This is a genomic window from Pedobacter sp. AC402 (genome assembly GCF_979252805.1).
In genome coordinates this window covers 1,147,017-1,170,257 of record NZ_CEEDAI010000009.1, presented here as the reverse complement: position 1 = coordinate 1,170,257, position 23,241 = coordinate 1,147,017, and the positions used below count along the sequence as shown (strand labels likewise).

At 43.5% G+C, this 23,241-nt stretch carries 26 protein-coding genes and 1 riboswitch; of the genes, 9 read left to right on the top strand and 17 right to left on the bottom strand.

Translation table 11 applies throughout. The annotated features are described in order from the left end of the window. Positions 1 to 39 precede the first annotated feature (39 nt). Positions 40 to 429, top strand: a complete 390-nt coding sequence (locus tag AC0IWE_RS15890; protein ID WP_008245456.1) for a YidH family protein — start codon at positions 40 to 42, stop codon at positions 427 to 429. A gap of 160 nt (positions 430 to 589) precedes the next feature. Here the strand turns inward: AC0IWE_RS15890 and AC0IWE_RS15885 are convergent, their stop codons facing one another. The 5 genes from AC0IWE_RS15885 to AC0IWE_RS15865 are packed head-to-tail and all read right to left on the bottom strand — an operon-like array spanning position 590 to position 4,213. Further along, positions 590 to 1,882, bottom strand: coding sequence for a voltage-gated chloride channel family protein (locus AC0IWE_RS15885; RefSeq protein WP_008245455.1), 1,293 nt, complete (start codon positions 1,880 to 1,882; stop codon positions 590 to 592). Positions 1,883 to 1,900: 18 nt separating this feature from the next. Continuing rightward, positions 1,901 to 2,260, bottom strand: a complete 360-nt coding sequence (locus tag AC0IWE_RS15880; RefSeq protein WP_471793800.1) for a hypothetical protein — start codon at positions 2,258 to 2,260, stop codon at positions 1,901 to 1,903. Next, positions 2,247 to 3,182 (bottom strand): phosphopyruvate hydratase, encoded by a 936-nt coding sequence (gene eno, locus AC0IWE_RS15875; RefSeq protein ID WP_471793799.1) that lies wholly within the window; start codon positions 3,180 to 3,182, stop codon positions 2,247 to 2,249. Before eno ends, AC0IWE_RS15880 begins: the two co-directional genes overlap by 14 nt. A gap of 58 nt (positions 3,183 to 3,240) precedes the next feature. After that, positions 3,241 to 3,654, bottom strand: a complete 414-nt coding sequence (locus AC0IWE_RS15870; protein WP_008245453.1) for an EamA family transporter — start codon at positions 3,652 to 3,654, stop codon at positions 3,241 to 3,243. A 4-nt stretch (positions 3,655 to 3,658) separates the two neighbouring features. Beyond that, the gene (locus tag AC0IWE_RS15865) at positions 3,659 to 4,213 is read right to left on the bottom strand and encodes a phosphatase PAP2 family protein (RefSeq protein WP_124910972.1); all 555 of its coding nucleotides are present in this window, start codon (positions 4,211 to 4,213) and stop codon (positions 3,659 to 3,661) included. Positions 4,214 to 4,255: 42 nt separating this feature from the next. Then, a riboswitch (Fluoride riboswitch) is annotated at positions 4,256 to 4,324 on the bottom strand. Positions 4,325 to 4,551: 227 nt separating this feature from the next. Here AC0IWE_RS15865 and AC0IWE_RS15860 point away from each other — a divergent pair. From AC0IWE_RS15860 to AC0IWE_RS15825, 8 genes are all read left to right on the top strand, one after another. Next, entirely contained in the window at positions 4,552 to 4,890 is a 339-nt protein-coding gene (locus AC0IWE_RS15860; RefSeq protein WP_008245450.1) for a four-helix bundle copper-binding protein, read from the top strand. A 1,544-nt stretch (positions 4,891 to 6,434) separates the two neighbouring features. Then, positions 6,435 to 7,826 carry a TolC family protein gene (locus AC0IWE_RS15855; RefSeq protein WP_056095310.1) on the top strand — a complete coding sequence of 464 codons (1,392 nt, stop codon included), beginning with the start codon at positions 6,435 to 6,437 and terminating at the stop codon, positions 7,824 to 7,826. 7 nt (positions 7,827 to 7,833) lie between these two features. Next, entirely contained in the window at positions 7,834 to 11,055 is a 3,222-nt protein-coding gene (locus AC0IWE_RS15850; protein ID WP_471793798.1) for an efflux RND transporter permease subunit, read from the top strand. 12 nt (positions 11,056 to 11,067) lie between these two features. Next, positions 11,068 to 12,147: an efflux RND transporter periplasmic adaptor subunit gene (locus AC0IWE_RS15845; RefSeq protein ID WP_090985894.1), complete on the top strand. Its 1,080-nt coding sequence runs from the start codon at positions 11,068 to 11,070 to the stop codon at positions 12,145 to 12,147. Between the two features lie 68 nt (positions 12,148 to 12,215). Beyond that, entirely contained in the window at positions 12,216 to 12,446 is a 231-nt protein-coding gene (locus AC0IWE_RS15840; RefSeq protein WP_056095301.1) for a hypothetical protein, read from the top strand. Further along, positions 12,443 to 13,009 (top strand): hypothetical protein, encoded by a 567-nt coding sequence (locus tag AC0IWE_RS15835; RefSeq protein WP_056095298.1) that lies wholly within the window; start codon positions 12,443 to 12,445, stop codon positions 13,007 to 13,009. Before AC0IWE_RS15840 ends, AC0IWE_RS15835 begins: the two co-directional genes overlap by 4 nt. A gap of 31 nt (positions 13,010 to 13,040) precedes the next feature. Continuing rightward, positions 13,041 to 13,223, top strand: a complete 183-nt coding sequence (locus AC0IWE_RS15830) for a hypothetical protein (protein WP_056095295.1) — start codon at positions 13,041 to 13,043, stop codon at positions 13,221 to 13,223. Between the two features lie 87 nt (positions 13,224 to 13,310). After that, a complete protein-coding gene (locus AC0IWE_RS15825) occupies positions 13,311 to 13,667 on the top strand; it encodes a response regulator (RefSeq protein ID WP_056095291.1) in 357 nt (118 codons plus the stop codon). 73 nt (positions 13,668 to 13,740) lie between these two features. On the opposite strand, the gene AC0IWE_RS15820 is transcribed toward AC0IWE_RS15825, so the two are convergent. The 12 genes from AC0IWE_RS15820 to AC0IWE_RS15765 all read right to left on the bottom strand — a co-directional run bounded on the left by AC0IWE_RS15820 (position 13,741) and on the right by AC0IWE_RS15765 (position 23,074). Next, a complete protein-coding gene (locus AC0IWE_RS15820) occupies positions 13,741 to 14,130 on the bottom strand; it encodes a YidH family protein (RefSeq protein ID WP_056095288.1) in 390 nt (129 codons plus the stop codon). 340 nt (positions 14,131 to 14,470) lie between these two features. Further along, on the bottom strand, positions 14,471 to 14,926 hold the full coding sequence (locus tag AC0IWE_RS15815; RefSeq protein WP_056095285.1) for a DsrE family protein: 456 nt from the start codon (positions 14,924 to 14,926) through the stop codon (positions 14,471 to 14,473). 4 nt (positions 14,927 to 14,930) lie between these two features. Next, the gene (locus tag AC0IWE_RS15810; protein ID WP_199562757.1) at positions 14,931 to 16,010 is read right to left on the bottom strand and encodes a c-type cytochrome; all 1,080 of its coding nucleotides are present in this window, start codon (positions 16,008 to 16,010) and stop codon (positions 14,931 to 14,933) included. 12 nt (positions 16,011 to 16,022) lie between these two features. Beyond that, positions 16,023 to 17,363, bottom strand: a complete 1,341-nt coding sequence (locus AC0IWE_RS15805; RefSeq protein WP_056095282.1) for an MBL fold metallo-hydrolase — start codon at positions 17,361 to 17,363, stop codon at positions 16,023 to 16,025. 122 nt (positions 17,364 to 17,485) lie between these two features. Beyond that, positions 17,486 to 17,791, bottom strand: coding sequence for a hypothetical protein (locus AC0IWE_RS15800; protein WP_090985892.1), 306 nt, complete (start codon positions 17,789 to 17,791; stop codon positions 17,486 to 17,488). Positions 17,792 to 17,877: 86 nt separating this feature from the next. After that, positions 17,878 to 18,291, bottom strand: a complete 414-nt coding sequence (locus AC0IWE_RS15795; protein WP_090985890.1) for a DUF6691 family protein — start codon at positions 18,289 to 18,291, stop codon at positions 17,878 to 17,880. Positions 18,292 to 18,302: 11 nt separating this feature from the next. Continuing rightward, the gene (locus AC0IWE_RS15790; protein ID WP_056095272.1) at positions 18,303 to 18,860 is read right to left on the bottom strand and encodes a YeeE/YedE family protein; all 558 of its coding nucleotides are present in this window, start codon (positions 18,858 to 18,860) and stop codon (positions 18,303 to 18,305) included. 163 nt (positions 18,861 to 19,023) lie between these two features. Continuing rightward, a complete protein-coding gene (locus tag AC0IWE_RS15785) occupies positions 19,024 to 19,362 on the bottom strand; it encodes a rhodanese-like domain-containing protein (RefSeq protein WP_197413310.1) in 339 nt (112 codons plus the stop codon). A gap of 16 nt (positions 19,363 to 19,378) precedes the next feature. Next, a complete protein-coding gene (locus tag AC0IWE_RS15780; protein WP_056095270.1) occupies positions 19,379 to 19,999 on the bottom strand; it encodes a class I SAM-dependent methyltransferase in 621 nt (206 codons plus the stop codon). A gap of 7 nt (positions 20,000 to 20,006) precedes the next feature. Further along, positions 20,007 to 21,425, bottom strand: a complete 1,419-nt coding sequence (locus tag AC0IWE_RS15775; RefSeq protein ID WP_056095268.1) for an MBL fold metallo-hydrolase — start codon at positions 21,423 to 21,425, stop codon at positions 20,007 to 20,009. A gap of 85 nt (positions 21,426 to 21,510) precedes the next feature. Further along, complete coding sequence (locus AC0IWE_RS15770) at positions 21,511 to 22,308, bottom strand: sulfite exporter TauE/SafE family protein (RefSeq protein ID WP_090985888.1); 798 nt, start codon at positions 22,306 to 22,308, stop codon at positions 21,511 to 21,513. Between the two features lie 124 nt (positions 22,309 to 22,432). Beyond that, positions 22,433 to 23,074, bottom strand: a complete 642-nt coding sequence (locus AC0IWE_RS15765) for a Crp/Fnr family transcriptional regulator (protein ID WP_471793797.1) — start codon at positions 23,072 to 23,074, stop codon at positions 22,433 to 22,435. Between the last annotated feature and the right edge of the window lie 167 nt (positions 23,075 to 23,241).

The following is a 23,241-nucleotide window of genomic DNA, read 5'->3' as shown; positions in this document are numbered from 1 at the left end:
ATGCAAATATATTGCTGTAATATACCGATACAGAACAAGATGAAAATTCAAGATCAGGAAAACACCAAACAGCATGCAGGAGACCATTTGGCTAATGAAAGAACATTTTTGGCCTGGATCAGAACCAGTATTGGTATCATGGGATTTGGCTTCGTGGTGATGAAATTCTCGCTATTTATCAAGCAGATCAGTGCCGCACTGGGGAGTAAAGTGCCCCTGCACCAAACCGGAGATTCCCGCATTATCGGGATTTTTCTAGTTGCCCTGGGAGCAATTACTATCATTTGTTCTTACTTAAGATATAATTCAACGAAAGAACAATTGAATCAGGGGGTGTATTACCATTCAACACTTTTTGTTAAAGTTTTAACCGCTTTAGTTTTCATAGCTAGTATACTTTTACTGCTCTACCTTATTAAAACAACATAGGCAGTTAAATCATCTGTACTTGATGCTTTAGAAAAGAGAGGAAGGAAAGCGGTCGATATAGCGTTGTTTTTTGATATAAATTGCTGATTGCATTGGTCAAGGATCTTATAAAAATTTCACCTCTTTATGATAATCCACAGGAACAGGATAAGTCAATATTTTATGTTCCCGTAAATATTTTGGGTACCGCAATACGCTGTGAAGAATATATACCTGAATGGCCACTGAAAAAATAGGCTGTAAAACAGGCTACCGCAAAAAACATGGTGTATTCACTACCAAAAAGTTCTATACCCATAATCGTACAGGCAAGGGGTGTATTCGTTGCACCAGCAAAAACAGCAATAAATCCAAGGGCAGCAAACAAACTAACTGGAGCATTTAATAAGGTCGAAAGTGCATTGCCTAATGTTGCGCCAATATAAAACAAAGGCGTTACCTCACCACCTTTAAATCCAGTTCCTAATGTTAAAGTTGTGTAAATGGTCTTCCATAACCAGCTCCAAGTATCTGCTCCACCAGGCTGAAAAGCAGAGGGAATTGTAACGGCTCCTTGGTATTCGCTATCCACGCCCAAACTTAAGTAATCCGGTTTCCCGATGGCGTAAGTCAAGCCTATAATAATCAGACCACCGATAACAGGAATAAGCCACTGGATCTTACATACTTTAGAAAAAAAGGCCTTGATCTCATGCACCATTACAGCAAACAGGTAGCTGGCCAGACCAAACAATGTGGATGCTAGAATAACCTTACTAAGCAGGAGTAGGTTTACCGGCAGGTATTCAGATAGAAAGTAGGCACTTTTCTCTATGAGATCGATGTGATAAGCGGTATGATGGATGCCCCAGGCAGAGACAGTAAGATCACCAAGCACGCTGGCAATTAATGCGGGAAGTAAAGCCTTGTACTCTATTCTTCCAATGGCCAGAACTTCCATTGCAAATATGGCACCGGTGAGCGGTGTTCCGAACACCGCCCCAAACCCGGCTGCAATTCCCGCGGTAAGGAGCATCTTGGTGTCTACCTCATTTAGCTTAAACCAGCGGCTAAACATTCCTGCGATGCTTCCTCCGATTTGTACCGCGGTTCCCTCTCTTCCAGCCGATCCGCCAAACAAATGGGTAATCACTGTAGTTATTAAGATTACTGGCGCCATCTGCCTGGGCACTCCACCACCCGGCCTATGGATTTCATCCATGATCAGGTTATTTCCTTTTTCTGAGGACCTACCAACTGACTGATAAATCAGGTGGATCACAATACCTGCTAAAGGTAGCAGAAAAATGAGACAGGTATGCTGAAAGCGAAAGTGAATGGCCCAGCCTAGCAGCCAAAGGAACAAGGCAACCATACTTCCTATTGCAATGGCAACAGGAAGTATAAGCAGCGTCCATCGAACCGCATATTTAAAAACCGAAAGGTGTTCAAATAAAAATTTATTATGTTTCATTGTAGGTTAGTGGCTGATTTATAATTTTTTATAAAAAGTATTGATTCCTGCAAATGATGCCCTATCACCAAGTTCTTCTTCTATCCGAAGCAACTGGTTAAATTTAGATACCCTTTCAGAGCGGCAGCCACTTCCTGTTTTGATGTGCCCCGCACCGGTAGCGACAACCAGATCCGCAATTGTCGTGTCTTCAGTTTCACCACTGCGGTGAGAAATAAAGCAATTGTAACCGTTTTTTTGGGCTAGTTCTACGGCCTTTAGCGTTTCGGAAACTGTACCGATCTGGTTCAATTTAATCAGTACGCTGTTTGCAATGCCCTGGTCGATTCCCTGCTGGATAATACTCGGGTTGGTGCAGAATATATCATCTCCAACCAATTCCCACTTTGTCTCCCAAAAGGCTGGTCAGCTTTTTCCATCCCTCCCAATCGTTTTCGCCCAACCCGTCTTCCAACAGGATAATTGGGTACTCTTTTAACCATCCTTCCCAAAAGCCAATCATTTCATCTGTTGTGATCCGTTCTTTAGAACTTTTATAAAATTCATATTTTCCATTATTCCACATTTCGCTGGTCGCTGGGTCAAGACAAAGGGAAATATCCTTGCCTGGAGCAAAACCGGCAATATGTATCGCTTCCATGATGATTTGGACGGCTTCCTCATTAGAACTCAGATTTGGCGCAAACCCACCTTCGTCACCAACTCCGGTATAATAGCCTTTCGCTTTTAGCAGACTTCTCAGGGAATGAAAAACAGCTTCGCCCATACGGATACTTTCCTTAAACGAGGGGGCGTTATGAGGGGCAATCATAAATTCCTGAAAATCGATGTTGTTATCAGAATGCCTTCCCCCATTAATGACATTCATGCACGGTACGGGCATTACGTAACCTTCCCTTTCCACTAGCTGCCTATACAAGGGAATCCCTTTTGCAACGGCCGAAGCCCGGGCGAAGGCGATTGAGGCCGCAAGCATCGCATTTGCGCCGAGCCTTGATTTATTCTCGGTTCCATCCAGACCAATTATATGATCATCGAAGGCCTGCTGACCCTCAAAGGATAAGCCGGTGACTGATTTGCCGACTTCGACGTTAATCCCTTTTACTGCTTTTTCCACGCCTTTACCATTATAGCGCTCTGGATCACCATCTCTAAGCTCTACGGCTTCTTTTTCACCCGTACTTGCCCCGGATGGAGAAATACCCCTTGCTGTTGTTCCGTTAAGAGTGACTTCTACTTCTACTGTCGGATTGCCCCTGGAATCCAAAATTTCACGGGCATGAATTTTAGTTAATTTCATAGTTTTTTGTTTTATATTGATTTTTAGTATTTCGGTTGCTTACAAATAATTGAGTTTCTCAAAAGATCAAAACCAGTGTTCCCCCAATGATCAGCAGGGCACCAAAGAATACTTTCAGGGTAAGAGCTTCTTTCAGGAACACCATTGCAAGTATAATAGTTAGGGCAACACTCAACTTATCAACAGGGGCGACCTGGGACACTTTCCCGATCTGCAAAGCCTTGTAGTAGAATATCCAGGACAAGCCGGTGGCAAGGCCAGATAAAAAAAGAAATAGCAGGTTATGCTTTGACAGTTCCGTAATTCCTTTAAGTTCGCCTCTGGCCATTACGATCCCCCAGGCTACAATCAGTATTACCACCGTTCGTATGGCAGTAGCCAAATCAGAATTGACATTGGTTACGCCGACTTTTGCAAAGATGGCCGTAAGGGAAGCAAAGAAAGCTGATAATAGCGCGTAGATCCACCACATAGTTTTATGTTAATTTTCCGTTATTGAATAATTCCAAAGTAAATGAGTACAAGAACCGTTGCTCCGGCAATGATCCGGTAAATGCCGAACCAGCGGAAAGAATGCTTTTGAAGATAGGTGATGAAAGAGCGGATGGCCATCCATACATCCCACCCGCACCTGCTTTACTTAAATGAATGATCGTAGTTAGATTCGGTTCATGGGAAGGGCGTAGACGCTTAACGGTGTTTTTAATCAGTCCTGAAGCAATCTGATCTGCACTAGCAACTAGTAGCGCAATGGTAATAAGAACCTGCCAAATTTTTTTGCAGAAATTCTGGAAGAGGCAATAAATAATGAAGGCATAAAAAGGAAGCCAAAAACGCTTATCACTGGCCCAGTACATGATCGTATCCCAGAATGCATTATGGTGCTGATTTATCCACAAGAACCATTCAGTTTCAACCGGCAGGACCATTGCTAACACTGATCTCACTTTGGCAGACAGACAAAGTAAGACAAGCGCAATTAAGATAGCTGCCAGCAATAAGAGTTGAGAATTTATTTTTAATTTTTTCACCTACAATACTTTGACCGGCAGATTTTATTACCTGCTGGAATTTCTATTGTAGGCGCCATCAGCTTTTGAAAAAAGCGGTTGAATCGGAAGGACACCATTTCCGTATTGCAAATATAATACTAATAAAATGATGTGCAAAATCTTAAAGTAGGTGTTGAGAATTTAATTTATCACTATTCCTCCTTATTTGAATACGAGAACCAGTTTCTTATTCTTCTACCGTTTAAACAAGCATCATATCACGGGATTAAAGCTTTTCTTAAACAAAATGAAACCGCCTGGAAATAACCATGTTATCTATATAGGAATTTTTTTTATAACCCTAAAAAATTAAAGTTATGGGATACCATGAATGGAAAAACTGTATTGATGCATGCTTAAAGTGTGCTTCAATTTGCAATCATTGTGCAAGTTCATGCACTCAGGAAGAAGACGTGAAAATGATGGCGCGGTGTATTGAGCTTGATATGCAATGTGCAGCCATCTGCTACTCTGCCGCTCAATTGATGAGTATGGGTAGCTCTTTTGCTCAAGACATTTGCCGTATTTGCGCAGATATTTGCCAGCAATGCGGAGATGAGTGTAGTAATCATCATACCCAGCATTGTCAGGAATGTGCAGATGCTTGTAAGGCTTGTGCGGAAGAATGCAGAAGAATGACAGGAGTAGCTGCTTAAGATGCCAATCACCGTGAGCATTAATTGATTAAGGGCAGCATTCTAGTTGCCCTTTCATTTTTATAAATAGGCAAATTTATTCCATTCATTTTATTTTCATTATTCCCTCATTATTTGATATTTACCAAGGTTTGAGGTTGTTCTTGGTATGTCCTTTCTCTAGCCTTAAAAAAATGGGTTTTTTAGGATATGATTCTCATAAACTCATTCCATTATTCAAATAAGAATTTCAGTTTTTGATGATGAGTACTTGATAATTCGAATTCTATGAAAATGAAGGCTAGATGCGAGTTGAGGAATGCATTAAATAATGCATGAACTTTCAATTCCCGCTTCATCAAATTATTTCAAAAAACAAAAAATACAAATTTCATTTCAATGGCGGTGTTAAATCAATCACGTTGTTAAACCGAGGGTATGTACCTTCTAAATTAAATGCAAGCTACATGGCATTTGCGCATAATTGTAAAAAAATTTAGACCAAACGGATTTCCCCCCGTTTATCCTATAATTGAATAATATTCAAGCTGATCGATGTTCGCAATTGAAACTAATCCACATGCTTATTTGGCTAATTAGATAGCAGTTTATGGAGTTCAACACTGATGTCTAGACAATTGGTGTTTTATAAATAGTTGCGGTATATCTTAATTTTAGGGAAAATTCTAAAAAGTTCGAACCGAAAAATTCAATTTAATCTATTGTAAGTGACTTATTTTCAAGTTCTTAATGTTTAAAAAATAAGAGGCATACTTTTTAGATGCCTCATATTGCCACTTAGTAGGGTCAACCCGCGGAAGTTCGACCCTTTTTGAGCATTGTGAAGCTGTGGTTAATTTTGATAAAGTTTTGAACAACAAGATGGAGGGACAGTATAGGAAAAAGAAATTATTCGATGACAATCGAAAGTAGGGTGAGAAATATCGTAACCTAATATTTGTTGATATTTTGTAACGGTTTTGTTGCGGTTTATCCTCTCATCTTTTTAGATTAATGCAGATTTTAGCGCCTATATATTTAGGTTGTTAAATTTGAAGGGTTTGAAAGTTAAGCAGGTACCAAATTGCTCTATAATTGGAGTCGTCTTGCTGTACCTGATTATCTCTTTGGGCAATATCTTTTTTTTATCCAACCTCTCCCTTTTAGAGTCCGCCCGGGGAATAAAATCAGCTGCGCAGTACAAAGGTAGCTTTTCTCCGCTTGGAAAGGATTCAAAAATTACCAGACAATTTAAGTGTATCCTTGATGAACGCAAGAAAACCGTGCTTCCTGTTTTGGAAGCTTTTCTTATCGGCGTCATCTTATTTTTGGGGCTTTCGCTTTTAGCCTCTAACCTAAACAGGTATTTTCTTGAGATCAGATACAGGATTGCCGGATCAGTCCCAATTTATATTTCCAACCAGGTCTTTCGGATCTGAGATTTATCTCAATTTTCTTTTATTGACAGGTCCTTCAAATGATGAAGTGACGACGGCCGGTTAATCACCGTGTTTCCTGTCCAAGACGTCCGTCAAATCTTTTTCCTTAAATTTTAATTTAAAGACATGATCCGTATTAAACAGATTTTCTGTTTGTTCCCACTTTTATATATGGGGCTGGAAAGCCATGCCCAAACCTCCCCAAAGCCCATCGGGATCGTTGATCTGATCGATCACGTGACCGCTTTTTCACCTTCACTGGCCGCTGATTCAGCAACAGTTGATATACGTGCCGCCCAGTTAAGAGAGACCGCGGCGAATGCCCTTCCAAATCTGAAGCTTAATTATCAGGCAGATCTGGGCTCAAACAATAATGTTGCAGGGCCATACATGGCCTTTGGTATTGTTCCTTCCAATTCCAGAGGTGTTAGGACTGAAAGCACTACCAAGGCTACACTTACTAATCTTGGTATTGTCTCCCTTGATTGGGAGGTCTATAATTTTGGTGCCTATAAAGCTCAGAATGCAGTCGCCAAATCAGAACTTGTCGTTGAACGATCCAAGTTTGCCCAGCGCCGATACCAGACAAGGGCCATCGCTATTGATGATTACCTGAGTCTACTAAAGCTTCAGGACATGCTATCCATTCAAGCAAGCAATATCAGTCGCAATGAGCAGATCAACCGTTCGATTTTATCCCTTGCCAGAAGCGGTGTGCGTCCGGGTGTGGATACCAGTATCGCAGGGGCCGAACTCTCCAAATCAAGATTGAACTATATTGAAATGGACAATACCTACAGACAGGTTCAGCTCGACATTGCAGCAATCAGCGGGCTAAATCCGGAAAGTATTGTCGCTGACAGTACGATCCTGGATCGGCTAAAATCGCTTGAGGTAAACCTATCGGTAAAGTTGACCGACAGTTCAAGCCATCCGCTGCTTGATTTCTACAAAAGCAATTATCTAAGCAGCGTTGAGAAGGAAAACCTGGTCAAAAAAGCCTATAATCCAAAGGTAAGCCTGCAAGCTGCTGCCTGGTCAAGGGGATCAAGCATTGATGCCAATGATAATTTCAACAGTCTCTCGAATGGCTTGGAATGGCAACGGGAAAATTACCTCGTGGGCGTAGGGATCAGTTATAACTTATTTGATCTGCGCAGGCGTCAGTTGAAGCTTAGGACCCAAAAGGCCAGTAGCAATTTTTACTTAAAGGAACTACAGCAGGAGCGGCTAATGTTATCAAATGCCGCCCTTCAGGCAGGCCTTGAGATCAGTACCGCGCATAAAAGACTCGATGAAATACCAAACCAGCTAAAGGCAGCGGCCGCAGGGTATCGCCAGAAGCTCTCGCTTTATAAGAACGGGCTGACCGACATCATTGAGCTCAATGCAGCCCTGACCATCCTTTACCGTGCAGAAACCGATTTTGTCAACGCAAAATATCTGTACATCCGGGCGCTTTTTCAAAAGGCTATCGCCACCAACCAAGTAGATTCACTGTTAAACACATTAAAATAATAAAGATATGTCAATGGTTACCTCGGCCCTGAAAAAGCCGATTACAACAGTGGTGATCACCGCGAGTTTACTGCTCTTTGCAGTTCTCAGTGCGCTGAAGATCCCAATAGATATTTTCCCCCAGCTTAATTCGCCGACAATATATGTTATTGAATCCTACGGAGGTATGTCTCCACAACAGATGGAGGGCTTCTTCTCCACTCGTCTACAGGATCAGTTTCTTTATGTTAATGGCGTTAAGAATATTACCGGCAAAAACATTCAGGGTTTGACGATGCTAAAGCTGAGTTTTTATGAAAGCACCAATATGGCAGAGGCTTCTGCCCAGGTTGCCTTGCAGGTTAACCGGGCCATGAAGTTCTTCCCTCCAGGCGCTTTGCCTCCGCAGGTGGTCCGCTTTGATGCCTCTTCACTGCCAGTAGGCCAGCTTGTACTCTCGGCCAAATCCCGCAGTCTGAAAGAAATCTATGATATGGCGGCAACGCGTATCAGGCCCATGTTTTCCTCTGTCGCAGGGCTTTCAGCGCCACCGCCATTCGGTGCCAATTCCCGCTCGATTACCATTAGTGTAGATCCGAGCAAATTAAGGAGTTATAATCTGACTCCGGACGAGGTGGTAGGGGCTTTATCCAAGTTCAATGTCATGTCTCCTTCGGGAAATCTAAGGTTGGACAATACCATGATGGTGACCTCTATGAACTCCCTGGTTAAAACGGTCGATGAATTCAACAACATTCCAATAGCTACAAAAAACGGCGTTTCAATATTGGTAAGGGATGTGGCAAGGGTTGCCGATGCAGCGGATGTTACCGTGGATTATGCATTGATCAACGGGAAACGGTCTGTGTATATTCCTGTGGTCAAAACAGCAGACGCCTCGACTTGGTCAGTGGTAAAGTCCTTAAAGGCCAAAATCCCCGAAATGCAGAGCCTCTTGCCGGACGATGTCCACATCTCTTATGAATTTGACCAGTCTGTTGCCGTTATCAACTCGGTAAAAAGCCTGATCACTGAAGGTGGTCTTGGTGCACTATTAACGGGCCTAATGGTGTTGCTATTCCTGCGTGATCTGCGAAGCAGTCTTATCGTGGTGATCACCATTCCGGTATCGATTTTAATTGGGGTGCTTTTACTAGGCATGTTCGGTCAGACCATAAATATCATGACCTTGAGCGGTCTGGCACTTGCAATAGGGATCCTGGTCGATCAGGCAACGGTGACGATCGAAAATATCCATCAGCACCTGGAAATGGGCAAGCCCAAACGCGAAGCCATTTACGATGCCTGTGAAGAAATCGCATTCCCGCTGCTGCTCATCCTGCTGTGTATTCTGGCAGTATTTGCACCATCTTTTATGATGAACGGTATACCAAAGGCGATGTTTTTGCCACTATCCCTTTCGATTGGCTTCACCATGGTTGTCTCTTTCATCGTGGCCCAGACCTTAGTTCCCATTCTATCCAACTGGATGATAAACGAAGAACGTTACCAGCACTATGACCATGGTAAGATCCATGCTCATGCAGGAGAGGCCCTGGACGAGAGGCAAGGAGAGCAGGTAGAAAAGCATCTGCAAAATGAAAAGGATGAACCGGAAAAAAATGATTTCTTTGAAAGGGTGAAGGTGCGGTTTATGGCAATCATCCAGCGGTGGATGCCGATGAAAAAAGGTATTGTCGGGATTTATTTAGTTCTGGTGATTTCTCTTGCAGGACTGGGATTTGTTTTTATTGGAAAGGATATGATGCCAAAGCTCAATAACGGACAGTTCCAGATCCGCATCAAAGCGCCGGACGGTACCAGATTAGAGCGCACCGAGGAGAAATTTAAGCAGGTACTTTCCATTATCAATCAGACAGTAGATAACCATATCGCAGTTAGTTCGGGATACGTTGGGCTTATTCCGAGTAGTTACGGAACAAGTAACTTATATATCTTCAATACCGGTACCCATGAGGCTGTGCTTCAGGTGAACCTTGATGAAGATTATAAGGTAAATATGGATGAGCTGAAAGATGCGCTGAGAAAGAACATCGCTTATAAACTTCCTGACCTACGTATCACCTTTGAGCCGATTGACATGACCGAAAAGATTATGAGCCAAGGCGCTGCAACTCCTATTGAGATCAGAGTAGCAGGAAAAGATATGGACCAGATCGAGTCTTACGCTAATAAGGTGCTCTCTAAACTTAAAAAAATAGATTACCTCCGTGATATCCAGATTGCTCAACCCCTGCACATTCCCGTGGTTTCTATTACCCTTGATAGATTAAAGGCGGCGCAGTTTGGGCTGAACGTGGTTGATATCGCAAGGTCAGTTACTGCAAGTACCTCATCCAGCCGATTTACTGAGAAGAACCAATGGCTCGATGAAAAAACCGCCTATACCTACCAGGTACAGGTACAGGTTCCAGAGTATGTCATGAATACAATGGATGAGCTCAAAGAAATTCCTTTGGTTAAAGGGCAGAGCAGTCCGGTACTGGGCGACATCGCTACTTTCAATACCAGTTACCTTCCAGGAGAATATGACCGCTCCGGGCCAAGACGCTTTCTGACCGTGAGCGCAAACATTTATAAAAAGGATCTTGGAACGGCAACTGCTGATGTAGAAAAGGCACTAAAGTCCGTAGGCACGCCTCCTAAGGGACTAACTGCTGAAGTGAAAGGTATGTCGAGCCTGTTGACTGAAACACTATCTTCTCTTCAGGGCGGACTTGCTTTTGCGATATTGGTGATCTTCCTGCTGCTTGCGGCCAATTACCAGTCTTTCAAGCTTTCGCTGACGGTTCTTTCGACCGTTCCTGCTGTAATCCTTGGGTCGCTTACCGCATTATTGCTTACAGGCTCGACCCTCAATCTACAGAGCTACATGGGGATGATCATGTCCACCGGGGTGTCAGTGGCCAATGCGATACTTATCGTGACCAACGCCGAAAAACTCAGGCTGGATTACAAGGATTCTACCCGGGCGGCAGTGGTGAGTGCCGGGATTCGTTTAAGGCCGATCCTGATGACCAGTTTTGCGATGATAGCCGGGATGATCCCGATGGCCTCTGGGTTGGGCGAATCCGGTGAACAGACCGCGCCGCTCGGCAGGGCTGTTATTGGCGGGCTATTCTTTTCAACCCTTGCCGCGCTCTTCATCCTTCCGCAGGTTTTCGCCTGGGTACAGAAAAAAAGCAGCTTAAAAGAACCAAACCTAATGCCTAGAAAAACAAGAATTTAAAAGATAAACAACATGAAAACCAGATTCATTCCCATCATAATAATTATAAGTACTCTGGCCGCGTGTGGCGGAAAACAGAAGCCCGTGAACATCAGTCCCGAAAAAAACGGCAAGGAAGCCAAATATGAAACCACAAAGGTCGAAGAAGAGGCCCTTTCCAGTTTTACCCGCATTCCCGGGGTGCTCAAGCCTTTCAACCAGGTAAACATTTTTCCCAAGGCCAATGGTTTTGTGAAAGCAATACTGGTCGATTTGGGTTCTAAGGTGACCAAAGGCCAGCTGCTGATGACCCTGGAAGCACCGGAACTCGAATCACAATTGCAATCGGCAAATTCCCGTTACCTGCAGGCACGGGAGACCGCATCGGCGAGCAGTGAGAAATACAGACGTCTGAAAGAAGCAGCAAAAGAGGAAGGTTCGGTATCTCCGCTAGAACTTGATAATGCGCTTTCCAGGATGAAAGGAGATAAGGCCATAGCGGAGGCTGAGCGGTCAAATGTATCCTCCGTACGTACCATGCAGGACTACTTGAAAGTATATGCGCCTTTTGACGGGGTGATCGTTGACAGGAATGTATCACCGGGAGCACTGGTGTCGGCGGGCAAATCTTCGGACCTACCCATGCTGGTATTGCAGGACCTGACCCACATGAGGCTTGAAGTTTCTATACCTGAGGATTATGTAGACAAAGTGGACCTAAGCCAGATGGTCAAGTTCCGCTTCAATGCGCTGCCGGGGGAACAGCGCCAGGCCAAGATCAGCCGGTCTGCAAATTCACTGGGCAACATGCGCCAGGAAATCGTCGAGGTTGACGTGGCCAATAAAGATAACAGGTTGAAGGCCGGCATGTATGCCGAGGTTGAAATCCCGCTTAAATCCGGTGCGACTTCGCTTCTTGTGCCTAATTCTGCTATCGTGCGTTCTACAGAACGGAAGTACGTAGTGGAAATTGCAAATGGTAAAGCCAAGCTCGTTGACATTAAGGAAGGGATGAAGGGAACAGAGATGACCGAGATTTTTGGTTCCATCAAAGCCGGGACAGAGATTATTTCGCCCGCGAACGATGAGATCAAAAGCGGTCAGACGCTATAAAACATTGCCGGGCGGATATTAGCCGCCCGGCAAATCTTTTTATTAGTCAGATAAGAAAAAAGGAAAATATGAAAGATTTAGAATTTAACCATGAGTTTGAAATCGGGGGAAAACACATTTGCATAGATGTCCCAAAGAAAAGATGCAACCAGGTCTACATCGAGGGAGAGCTGGTTGGGACGGTTTGGGAATGTAAAAAACAAGGGGTAATATCCTTTGTATCAAGAGATTTTAAGCTTGCCCCTTACCTGGAAAGCATTGCGGCCGAGTTAAACATTTTTTACAGGACCTCCCTATGAGTGCCTATGCCGGATGGACATTTCAACCTTTTCTGATCTGTTTCCTGCTATTAATGACTGTAAAGGTAAAGGCGCAAGATCAAACTGCCGTCCCCAAGATATCGGTAGGCTTTGTCATGGGCTTTCCGACCGGTAAGACGGCTAAAACTTATGTCAACGGATATGGGGCATCAACAAAGGTGGAATTCAAGGTTTCGGAGCACCTCAACCTAACCGGATCTGCGGGCTATATGACTTTCCGCTACAGGGATGAGGTAAAAAAACGTCTCGATTATTTAGGAGAGCCAACAAGCATGAATGGTGTTGTTCCAATTAAAGTCGGAGCAAAATATTACTTTGAAGGTATCTATTACGCTGCCCTTGAGCTTGGTGCAGCAAATACTCTTGGAGACCGGCTGAATACCTCTTTTGCCTACGGACCGACTTTGGGTGCCAGCATTCCAATTTCGAAGCATTATAGTGCAGATCTCGGCCTTCGTTATGAGGGTTGGAAAAGCAGCGGAGGGCAGGTTTCCTTTTTTGGACTTCGTTTGGCTCTGGCAATTTCAGGAACTAAAAAATAATAGGCAAAATATTTAACCTAAAATTTAAATTATGACAGAGAAAAATATTTCACAACCATTTGAAACTTTTGACCATAATAAATCCTCAGCAAAGGGTGGAGATAACGCATATCACCCCGCAAACCAAGATAGAGAGGTTTTATTGCGTTACCTGCTGGAGCGGTTGAACCTGGAAACCGGCCATCTCAATGAGAAGCGAAAATTGAGGAAGTAGGGGCCTTTTTAGACCTTTAAAAAACATTCGTAGGAATGGCAAATCAGATTTATTATAACCAGGGGCAACCCACAATATGCATGACAAATGGAAAAGATGATATATCTTTTGGAAAATGATGAGGGTATAACCGAAGTATTACAGCTTCTTTTTAACAGTGAGGGGTACGGGGTTTCCGCGTTTTCTTCGGTAAGCTCGTTTATGGCAGGGCTAAGTGATCATGTTGCAGATCTTTTTCTGCTGGATGTTATGCTCCCCGATGGAAACGGCATTGAAGTCTGCAGTTACCTGAAGTCCTTAGAGAAAACCCGGAATGTTCCGATTATCATGATGAGTGCTCATGCGGACCGTTATGACATCAGAAGGGGCTGCGCTGCAGAGAATTTTATTAAAAAGCCTTTCGATATTCACGACCTGCTGCGTTTGGTAGCGAAACATATTTGACCGGTGATAAAGTACGGGTTCTCTCAAGTTTGGTATTCGTGCTCACAATCAGTGTTTCCATGTCAGAGATCCGCTAAGTCGTTCTTACAAGATATATCAACAAAAGCATGCTTGAAATGAAAATAACCACGGTAAGGACTTTGATGAGTGTAGAGGAATGGTAATAACTGCCTTGATTAATAAGTGTATGAGTTTTTTGATAGCGCATAAATGCCAGGATGATGGTCAGTGCGCCTACCCCGACAAGAAGTATTCCTATCCTCTGTGAGTTGCCGGTTTGGTGTACGACGGCTTTGGCCCCAAGAGCGAGAGTGATCTGCTTGATAAAAAGTGAAAACTTTACCACCACAAAACCAAAGCCCATAATTCCTATGCTAGTTCTTATCCAGGCAAGAAAAGTCCGTTCGTTGGCCAGATGGTCACCAGTGTTTGATTTAGGAATGGCTTGTTCTTCTTTTTCCATTATTGATAATATTGGTTGACGGATCACCGCATGCCTGATTAACAAAATTTTATCAATGCTGTTTGGGCGAGTACTGTTTTAATTATGTAGCTTTTCGATAAATTCCCTAGCATTTTTAAATGCGTTACTCCGCACAGCACATACGATGATAGACAATTTTGTCGAACCTTTTGAATTTTAGTGTTGCCGGCATAAGCCATTGATATTTAAACATGACAATAATTTTCGGCGTTTGCGGCCCCGGGTGAAATGGATCCGGCACAACTGATCCTAATCTTTGCATCGTATCCAAATACCAATTTGCACCTTTTAAAGATTCACTGCCGTTTTGGTTTTTACATTAGGGATGAACGATTACCCATCCTTCCGCCGAACGGATGATGATCTCTCCGTTGCCGCTTGGCACATAGCTGATGAAATCGAAGAGATCTGACTTATCGATTTTCCGCTCGCGAACGGTATTCTCGCACTGCGCCAGAATTACGCCCTTTGACTTTAGCAAATTAAGCTGCTCAAGGAACTTTCCATCCTTGCGATAAACCGCCACGCCATCCCCGAAGGCGATAAGCTCAACCTCCAGTTTTCCCTTCAATCTTGGATCCTCCAAAGCATTGTTGATGTTCCTGAGTGTTCCCGAAATATGTTTTTCCTCGGCACTGTTAAGTACATATAGCGCTTTATATGATTTCTTTTTTGCAACAGCACCCGTAAACGGTTTTTTTGTCTCCTGTGCAGATACATTGGTGGTGATGACCATCATGATGACAAGCTGGAGTAAGATCAGTAATTTTTTCATGTTTCTATTTTTTCTGTTTTATAGGTGCGTGCTGTTCAGCCATGTCAATAAAGGGACCATATTTATGCTGCTTTTCGCTAAAGTGATCTGCATATGGCCCGAAGGGATAATCTATTGGCTTTGTGTACAGGTTTTTATAGTCGTTTTTGGAATCCAGGTGCGGTCTGGGCTGCGCATTCACAAATGCAGCTACGTCCCAGGCTTCCGCATCCGTTAAGTTCGGATCTTTGTAGGTGGCGCCATAAGGCATGTTGTTTTTGACAAATCCTGCAAAATTTCCAAGCCTGAACATTCCTGCACCATCGTTATAGCTGTCCCTGCCCCAAAGGGGAGGGTACATATATCCTTTTCCATCAGGTGAGGCAACGCCTTTGCCCGTTTCTCCATGACAGCTGCTGCATTTGGAGGCATATACCATTTTCCCCTTCAGGGGATCTGCAGGCACATCCAGATATGGGATTTTTTTTACCGAATTATCCGCAATGGAATGTGCGGCATCCTGTTTTTTTCCAACCCATTTTAAATAGGCCAACATGGCGACCATTTCCCTGGAATTTCTTCCCGGAGCTTTGCCGTTCATGCTTCGCTCGAAGCACTCATTAATCCGTTCAAAGGCTTCTTCCTTTCTACCGCTTCTTGCGCTCATTTTTGGAAAACCTGCATAAAAGATGGAGAAATTATTCGCAAAGGGCCTGGTTCCTGCATCCAAGTGGCAGTTCTGACAATTCATACCATTAGTCAGCTTTCCTACGATACCCTGCGGCCCTAAATAGTATGCCGTACGGACAATCAAATCCCGGCCATACCTGATCAGATCCGCATCAGCTTTGCCCTGAAGCTGCATCGTATCAGGCGCCTTCCAATATTCGGGTTTAGCAACACGGCGCTCTAAAGGTTTTATTTGATTCTTTTGAATGGATGGATTAGGCTTATCCGCATAGAAACTTTTTGGAAGATGAAATCCGCTGAGTGCTAAAACAAGAGAAAACATGATCACAACGAATAGAAATGACGTCCATACGAGATATTTTCCAAACCGGGCAAATACCTGCAGTTTATCCTCGTTGTTTCTTTCTGTTTTCACACTTTTAAAATATTAATTCTGAAAATCCTTAATGGCCTCACCAATATCAAGCACCTTTTGCTTGCCATCAATAACGGATGCAATCAGTGAGCTTGCAGCCGCACTTCTGTATCCACCGGCGCAGTGTACTGCTACGGGTTGCTCCAGCGGAATTTCGTTTACCCTTTCCCTTAAATTTCCCAGTGGAATATTTATGCTGTTCTCAAAAATACTGTTTTCCATACGCTCTGTCTTGTTCCTCACATCCACAATGGTATATCCATTTTGGTTCTCTTTAAAATTTTGGATATCGATAATCTCATCCGGGACAGTTTCTACTGCGTTTATAAAACCGCCGGCAAGCTGCGTTTCATACCCGATGGATGCGGTCCTCGCGATAAGACTATGCAATGTAGCAAGATTTTCTGCCATAAGATAATAAGGCTCTTCAGGCTTCACAATGCTGCCCAGCCAGGTTTCAAATTTGTTTCCATCCATGATATTTACAGCGCCTTCTATATGTCCCTTCTTAAAAACATCTTCCCTTCGCGTATCGATAATTAGGGCATTTGGTTTTAAGTTTTCACCGGATTCCATGATCTGAACCGCACTTACCGAATCTTCAAACGGTGCTGCGCCTTTCTTGTTCAAGGCCACATCAAAAGGGAAGTAAAATGGAATGAATGGCTGGTTTTCATTTAATGCGCTCACAAAATCGGCCTCAGTCATTTCCTGCAGTGACCAGTTACTTCTTTTTTCAGCACCAATGGTACTGCTATTGGCCTCGCTCAACGCTTTTCCGCAGAGCGTACCTGCCCCGTGTGCCGGATACAGAATCACTTCATCTGAGAGTTTCATCAGTTTGTCCCTTAATGAATGGTACATTTGGGCGGCAAGGAAATTGCGTTCCGCCATTGAATCACCTCCGCTTTCCCTTAAATCCGGCCTTCCGCAGTCACCGATAAAAAGGGTATCTCCGGAAAATAGCGCTTTTTGTTTCCCATCGTGTTCGAGCAAAATACTGATACTATCCGGAGAGTGCCCCGGGGTGTTGATTGCCCTTAAGGTGATCTTTCCCAGGGTTATCGTCTGGTCTTCATCAAATGGGGAAAACAGGTAGGACGGCGTATTGAGTTTGCTGCAATATATTGTTGCGCCGGTCTTATGATGGATTTCAAGATGAGCACTCACAAAATCCGCATGCGGGTGCGTCTCGATAACACCAACTATTTTGGCCTGGTGTTTTTCGGCAAAATGGTAATATGCAGACGGATCCCTGGAGGGATCGATCAATATGATTTCATTCCGGCATTCGCTCAGTACCGCATAGCTGTAATGGGAGAGGTGCTTGTCTTCAAATTGTTCTATTTTCATGTGTTTTTATTTTTGATTAATGTGTTTAACGGTATGATTCCTGCCTTTGCCAGGTTTACATCAAATTTACCCTTTAGCGGTTCTTCGCACTGTAACTTTTGTCACAGCGCCCCAAAATCTTCTCAGCAGTTTCTGCCTGCACTTTCATCATATTTGATCGGAGAGAGGATATGGAGCAAAAGGGTCCTGGCATAGCGGTAGTTGAAGGTGAACAGTAGGATGACCGGAGAAATAGTGGTTGCGATGATTGCCCACTGCTCTTCTTCGCCAAAGATCATGAATGCCAGAATGCCCGCATTGACAAGTTCTGCGACAATGAAAACATAGCTCACATACATCGCTCCGATAAAGAAGCCCGGCTCTATCTCATAGTTCAGGTTGCAGCAGGCAAATTTTTTATTCATCTGATCATATTTCCAATGGAACATGGAATGGGTATATAATTTTCCCTTTCGGCACCTGGGACATCTATGGTCTATTATAGCCCTTAGTTTGCTCATCAGATTCTATTTTATTAATGAGGGAGCTTGCTTTTCATCGCTCCGTATAGATAGGTGCCCAGGAGCGCACCAAGGATGACCACCGCCATACCGGCATATCCGCTCCCAAGGTTGACGAACATGGGGCCGGGACAGGCGCCGGTGAGTGCCCAGCCCAGGCCGAAAATGGTGCCGCCTAGTAGGTATTTTATATAGGCCTTGTCCTTATCGTGGAAGACAATCGGATTTCCGGCCAGATCCTTGGCTTTGAATTTTTTGATCAGCCATACTGCAATTACGCCAAGTACAACGGCCGTACCAATAATTCCATACATATGGTAAGACTGGAAACGGAACATTTCCTGGATCCTGTACCAGGAAACAGCCTCAGACTTGGTCATGATGATTCCGAAAAGTGTTCCTGCAAGAATATATTTTATGAATTTCATTTTTTTTAGATTTAAAAGATAAAAGGCATGATGAGGAAAGTCATGATCAGGCCACCAACAAAGAAACCGATTACGGCTACTAGTGATGGTACTTGCAGATTCGAAAGCCCGGATATGGCGTGACCAGAAGTACAACCGCCTGCATAACGAGATCCAAAACCGACTAATAAACCACCGATGAGTAAAATAGCCAGCGTTTTTAAATCTTTCATTGCTTCCAGTGAAAACAGGCCGGTTGGATTTAACCCACCATCGAACTTAATGCCCAATTGATTTAAATCGGAGATTGTGGCGGATGATAATTTTACGGGAGATGGACTGCTAAGGTAATTTGTAGCAACAAATCCACCTATTACCGAGCCGATAAGGAACATGAGGTTCCAGGTCTGGTCTTTCCATTTAAAATCAAAAAATTTTACTTTCCTGCCTGCTCCGGCTATGCTGCACATCGTTCGCAGGTTTGATGAAAAGCCAAAGGACTTTCCGAAAAAAAGTAGGATGAGCATAATGAGTACGATCATGCTGCCCGAGAAATACCAAGGCCAGGGTTGTTTAATAAAATCAATCATGTTTTTTTAAATGAAATGTTAATATGGGTGTTTTTGTTGTTGTTAAAAGGTAATGCCTGTGGCGGTTTGAGCAAGTAAGTGCTGAATCATTTTAGCAAACTGCCATCCCGAAGAAATCCGGCCGGCAGCGTTGAATAGATCAATATTTCTTGAATATATTTCTTCATTTTGGCCAGGTACCGATACCTCCAACCAGGTTGAATGCTTCCACCCCAAGTTTTCTCATCTCCGATACCGCTGAGGAGGAACGCTTTCCACTTCTGCAATAGAGGAAATACCGCTTGGCCTTATCCAGCTTTGCAAGTTCTAAAGAAAAGGCAGAACCCAGGAAATCGATATATATGGCTGAAGGAAGCGCGCCTGGGGCATATTCAGGCTTTGTCCTTACATCTAAGAGGACTGCGTCACTGCTTTTTGTAAATTCGTTTTTGAAGTGGTAGCCATCGAGGTTGTACGCACCTTTTGAAAAAAAACTGCTGATCATTTGAAGTAGTTTATTCATTGTATTTATTCGTTTCTTATTGCTCTGTATTTTTTTTAAAGCTGCAGAACAGAAAATCCTGCGTGCTTTGCATTGGGGTAGTGTGCTCTTGCGGCCTGCACTCTATTTCGGTAAACCCTTCTCTAAATATCTCGCGCAGCGTTCTTTCACTGTATCTTGAAACGGGCAGGCCACTGCATTTTTCTGGTCCGGTGAGCGAAAAAGTCGCCATGACCAAGTATTCTCCGGTAAACTGACCTGCCGTGTTTGCATAACTATGGATTTCCTCTGATGAATGAAGGAAATGAAAAGTGGCCCGGTCATGCCAGACTGCATAACTTCTTTGCGGCACAAAATCCCTGATGTCTGTCTCGATCCAGTGTATCCTGCCAGACAGTTCTCCAAGCCTTGCCTTTGCCTTTTCCAATGCCCGGGAAGATATATCCACTACGGTAATATCGCTGTAGCCTTCCTGAAGCAAAAAATCCACAAGCAGACTGTCTCCCCCGCCAATATCGATTATCGGAGCAGATTTATCCAGATTGAACCCCGTTATCATCTCCATTGAAACTGTGGGGTAGACCTGCGTCCAGCTGACCTGGTCAGGACTTTTTTCTAAATACACCTTTTCCCAGTGCGATTTTTTCTCATTTTTCATATCCCTTTTATATTAAGGTACTTGGACATACAAATGCTGTAGTCGGAATACATCCGTTTTCCTGTATGGCCTTAAAACCACCAGCCACATCGATGAGGTTGTGGTACCCGCGTGAGCGCATGATGGAATTGAAAATAACAGAACGGTAACCACCTGCGCAGTGAACAAAGTAGGTCTTGGTTTTATCGACGGTGCCGAGGTTTTCGTTGATATAATCCAGTGGAAGGTTGACAGCACCCTCGACATGCTCGCTTAAGTATTCCTTTGTTTTTCTGACGTCCAGAATATTTACCTCCGCTTTTTTGCCGATTTCGGCCAGCCGGGCTACACAAACCGATTTTATCTCGTCGGTTTCCTGACCAGCTTTTTTCCAGGCAACGACGCCGCCATCTAGGTAACCTACTGCACCATCAAATCCTACTCTTGATAAACGGGTGAGCACTTCTTCAATTCTACCCTCATCTGTAATAAGTAAAATAGGATGTTTAATGTCCGGGATTAAAGTTCCTACCCAGGGGGCGAAATTTCCATCGATGCCAATATTTACCGAGTTTGGGAGAAAGCCTTTTATAAAATCCTCTGGAGCTCTTGTGTCGAGAATTACCGCTCCTGTTTCATTTGCAACCCGCTCAAAAGCATCGGGGTTAAGGGCTTGCATGCCTCGTTCTATCACTTTGTTAAAACTATCATATCCATGGATGTTCATCATGACGTTTTCAGGAAAATATGCAGGAGGCGGTAAAAGACCATCAGTAACCTCTTTAATGAATTCGTCTTTGGACATGCCTGCCCTTAGCGCATAATTGGTCTTCTTTTGATTTCCCAAAAGATCGGTGGTCTCTTTGCTCATATTTTTTCCGCATGCGCTACCCGCACCATGTGCAGGATAAACCATAATATCATCGCTTAAAGGCATGATCTTATTGCGTAAAGAATCAAAGAGATAACCTGCTAGCATCTCACTTGTAAGCTCACTGACCGGTTTCTGTGCCAGATCGGGTCTTCCCACATCGCCTATAAAAAGCGTATCGCCGGAGAACAGTGCTATTTCCTTTCCTTGCTCATCGCTAACCAGGAAACAGGTGCTTTCCATGGTATGTCCTGGGGTGTGCAACACTTTAATCTTTGCCCCACCAAGTCGCAACACTTCTCCGTCTTTCGCACCGTAAAAATCAAAGTCGGGTTTTGCATTCGGCCCGTAAACGATTTCTGCGCCGCTTTCTTTAGCCAGATCAATGTGTCCGGATACAAAATCGGCATGGAAATGTGTTTCGAGCACGTATTTTATTTTTGCGTTGTTCTTCCGTGCACGTTCCATATACGGACTAACCTCTCGAAGCGGATCGATAATGGCCGCCTCTCCGTTGCTTTCTATATAATAGGCACCTTGTGCCAGACATCCGGTGTAAATTTGTTCTATAATCATGATGATTAAATTAGTATGTCAAAATTAATCCTTAACGATATGGTCGTTGGTGACTTTTGTCACACAAGGAGTTTGTTTCTGAAGGTTACTTAAATATTACCTCTTTTAGAATGATGTAGCAACCCATAACCAGTACAAACCACCCGAAACCTTTCTTCAGTTTTCCTCCATCTATTTTTTTGTTTATCATTCCACCTACCACGATACCGGCGATGGCAACGGTAGTAATTTTGGCGAGAAAGATCCAGTCGATATGGAAATGTCCAAGATCGCCGGTGAAACCGATGAGCGAATTAAGCGCTATGATGAAAAGTGAAGTACCTACGGCCTCTTTCATGGGTAAGCCCACTAAAATAACAAGTGTAGGAATAAGTAGAAAGCCACCACCAGCACCCAAAAAACCAGTAGCGAGGCCGATGGCAATGCCGTATAAAAACAGTTTACCGATGTGAAGTGGGGGTTTTTCTATTCGGGTGCTGCTTTCTGCTCTTGCACCTTTAATCATCGCTGTTGCAGCCGCTACCATCAAAACTGCAAAGAGTACCATCATGAGCATGTTTTCTGTTAACTCAAAATCGCCGATTTTTATTATTATCTTGGGTATAAGGGGGATAATGAATTTGCGGGTTAAGAATACAGTTGAGATGGATGCACTACCAAACAGCAAAGCTGTTTTAATATTCACCAGCCCACGCTTAAAATTCCCGACTGTACCTGCTAAACTTGTAGAGCCAACGATGAACAATGAATAAGAAGTAGCCAATAGCGGATTAACCCCAAATAGGTAAACCAGTACCGGCATGGTGAGGATAGAACCGCCACCGCCGATCAATCCAAGCGAAATTCCAATTAAGGCAGATGCAACGTATGCAATGTTTTCCATTTCTGTTATTTTTTAACAAAAATCGAGTTATCATCTACCAATGTTGGTGACTTTTGTCACACTCATTATATTTTCAAGAAGTGATGCCTTTCGCAGTAAAAATAACTTTATTCTTTTTATGGGCTTAGGCTAAATATTCGATGTAATTACGGTACATCTTAATTTCTCCTGCCTGCTCCATTTTCTTAAGCAGCCTTGAAATTACTTCCCGGGAGGTGTTCAAATCAGATGCAATTTCACTGTGGGTAAGGTGCAGTTCTTTTGTGTTTAAATCTCCAGCTTGCTTTTTCAGGTAAAAGGCCAGCCGCTCATCCATTGCCTTAAAGGCGATATTATCGATGACAAAGAGGAGTTCTTCAAAGCGCATACGGTATGTTTCAATGACAAAGTAATACCATGTTCTGTAATCCCGCATCAGCTTATCCATCAGGGCAATCGGAATCATGAGTACCTTGGTCTGTTCAATGGCCTTTGCCATTACCTGACTGGTTTCCTGTTTGGTTGCGCATATCATGGAAAGTGCACACGCATTTCCTGGCTGGAGATAATACATAAAGAATTCCTGTCCATCTTCTCCCTCCCTGTAGAGCTTTACCATGCCTTCTACGATAAGCACCGTGGAGCGCATATTCTGCCCAGTTTGCATGAGCATATCACCTTCCTGAAAATCCCTAAGCGTCGCATTCTCGATAAGGATGGTCTTAAGGGCAGGTTCAAACTGGGGAAAAAGTCTTTCGATGTATTCCGCAATGGTCATATCTTTCATTTTAGCTGTTTTGGATTTTAAAGATAACTATACTGCAGGCCTGCGCCAAAATTCTTTAAAATATTGGAATACATTTTTTGGATATAGAATAAAGGGTATAATAAATTTACAAAGAAACTCTCTATGGTTCCCTAATTAAAACATGCAGCGCGTTTTTTCCAAAGTAA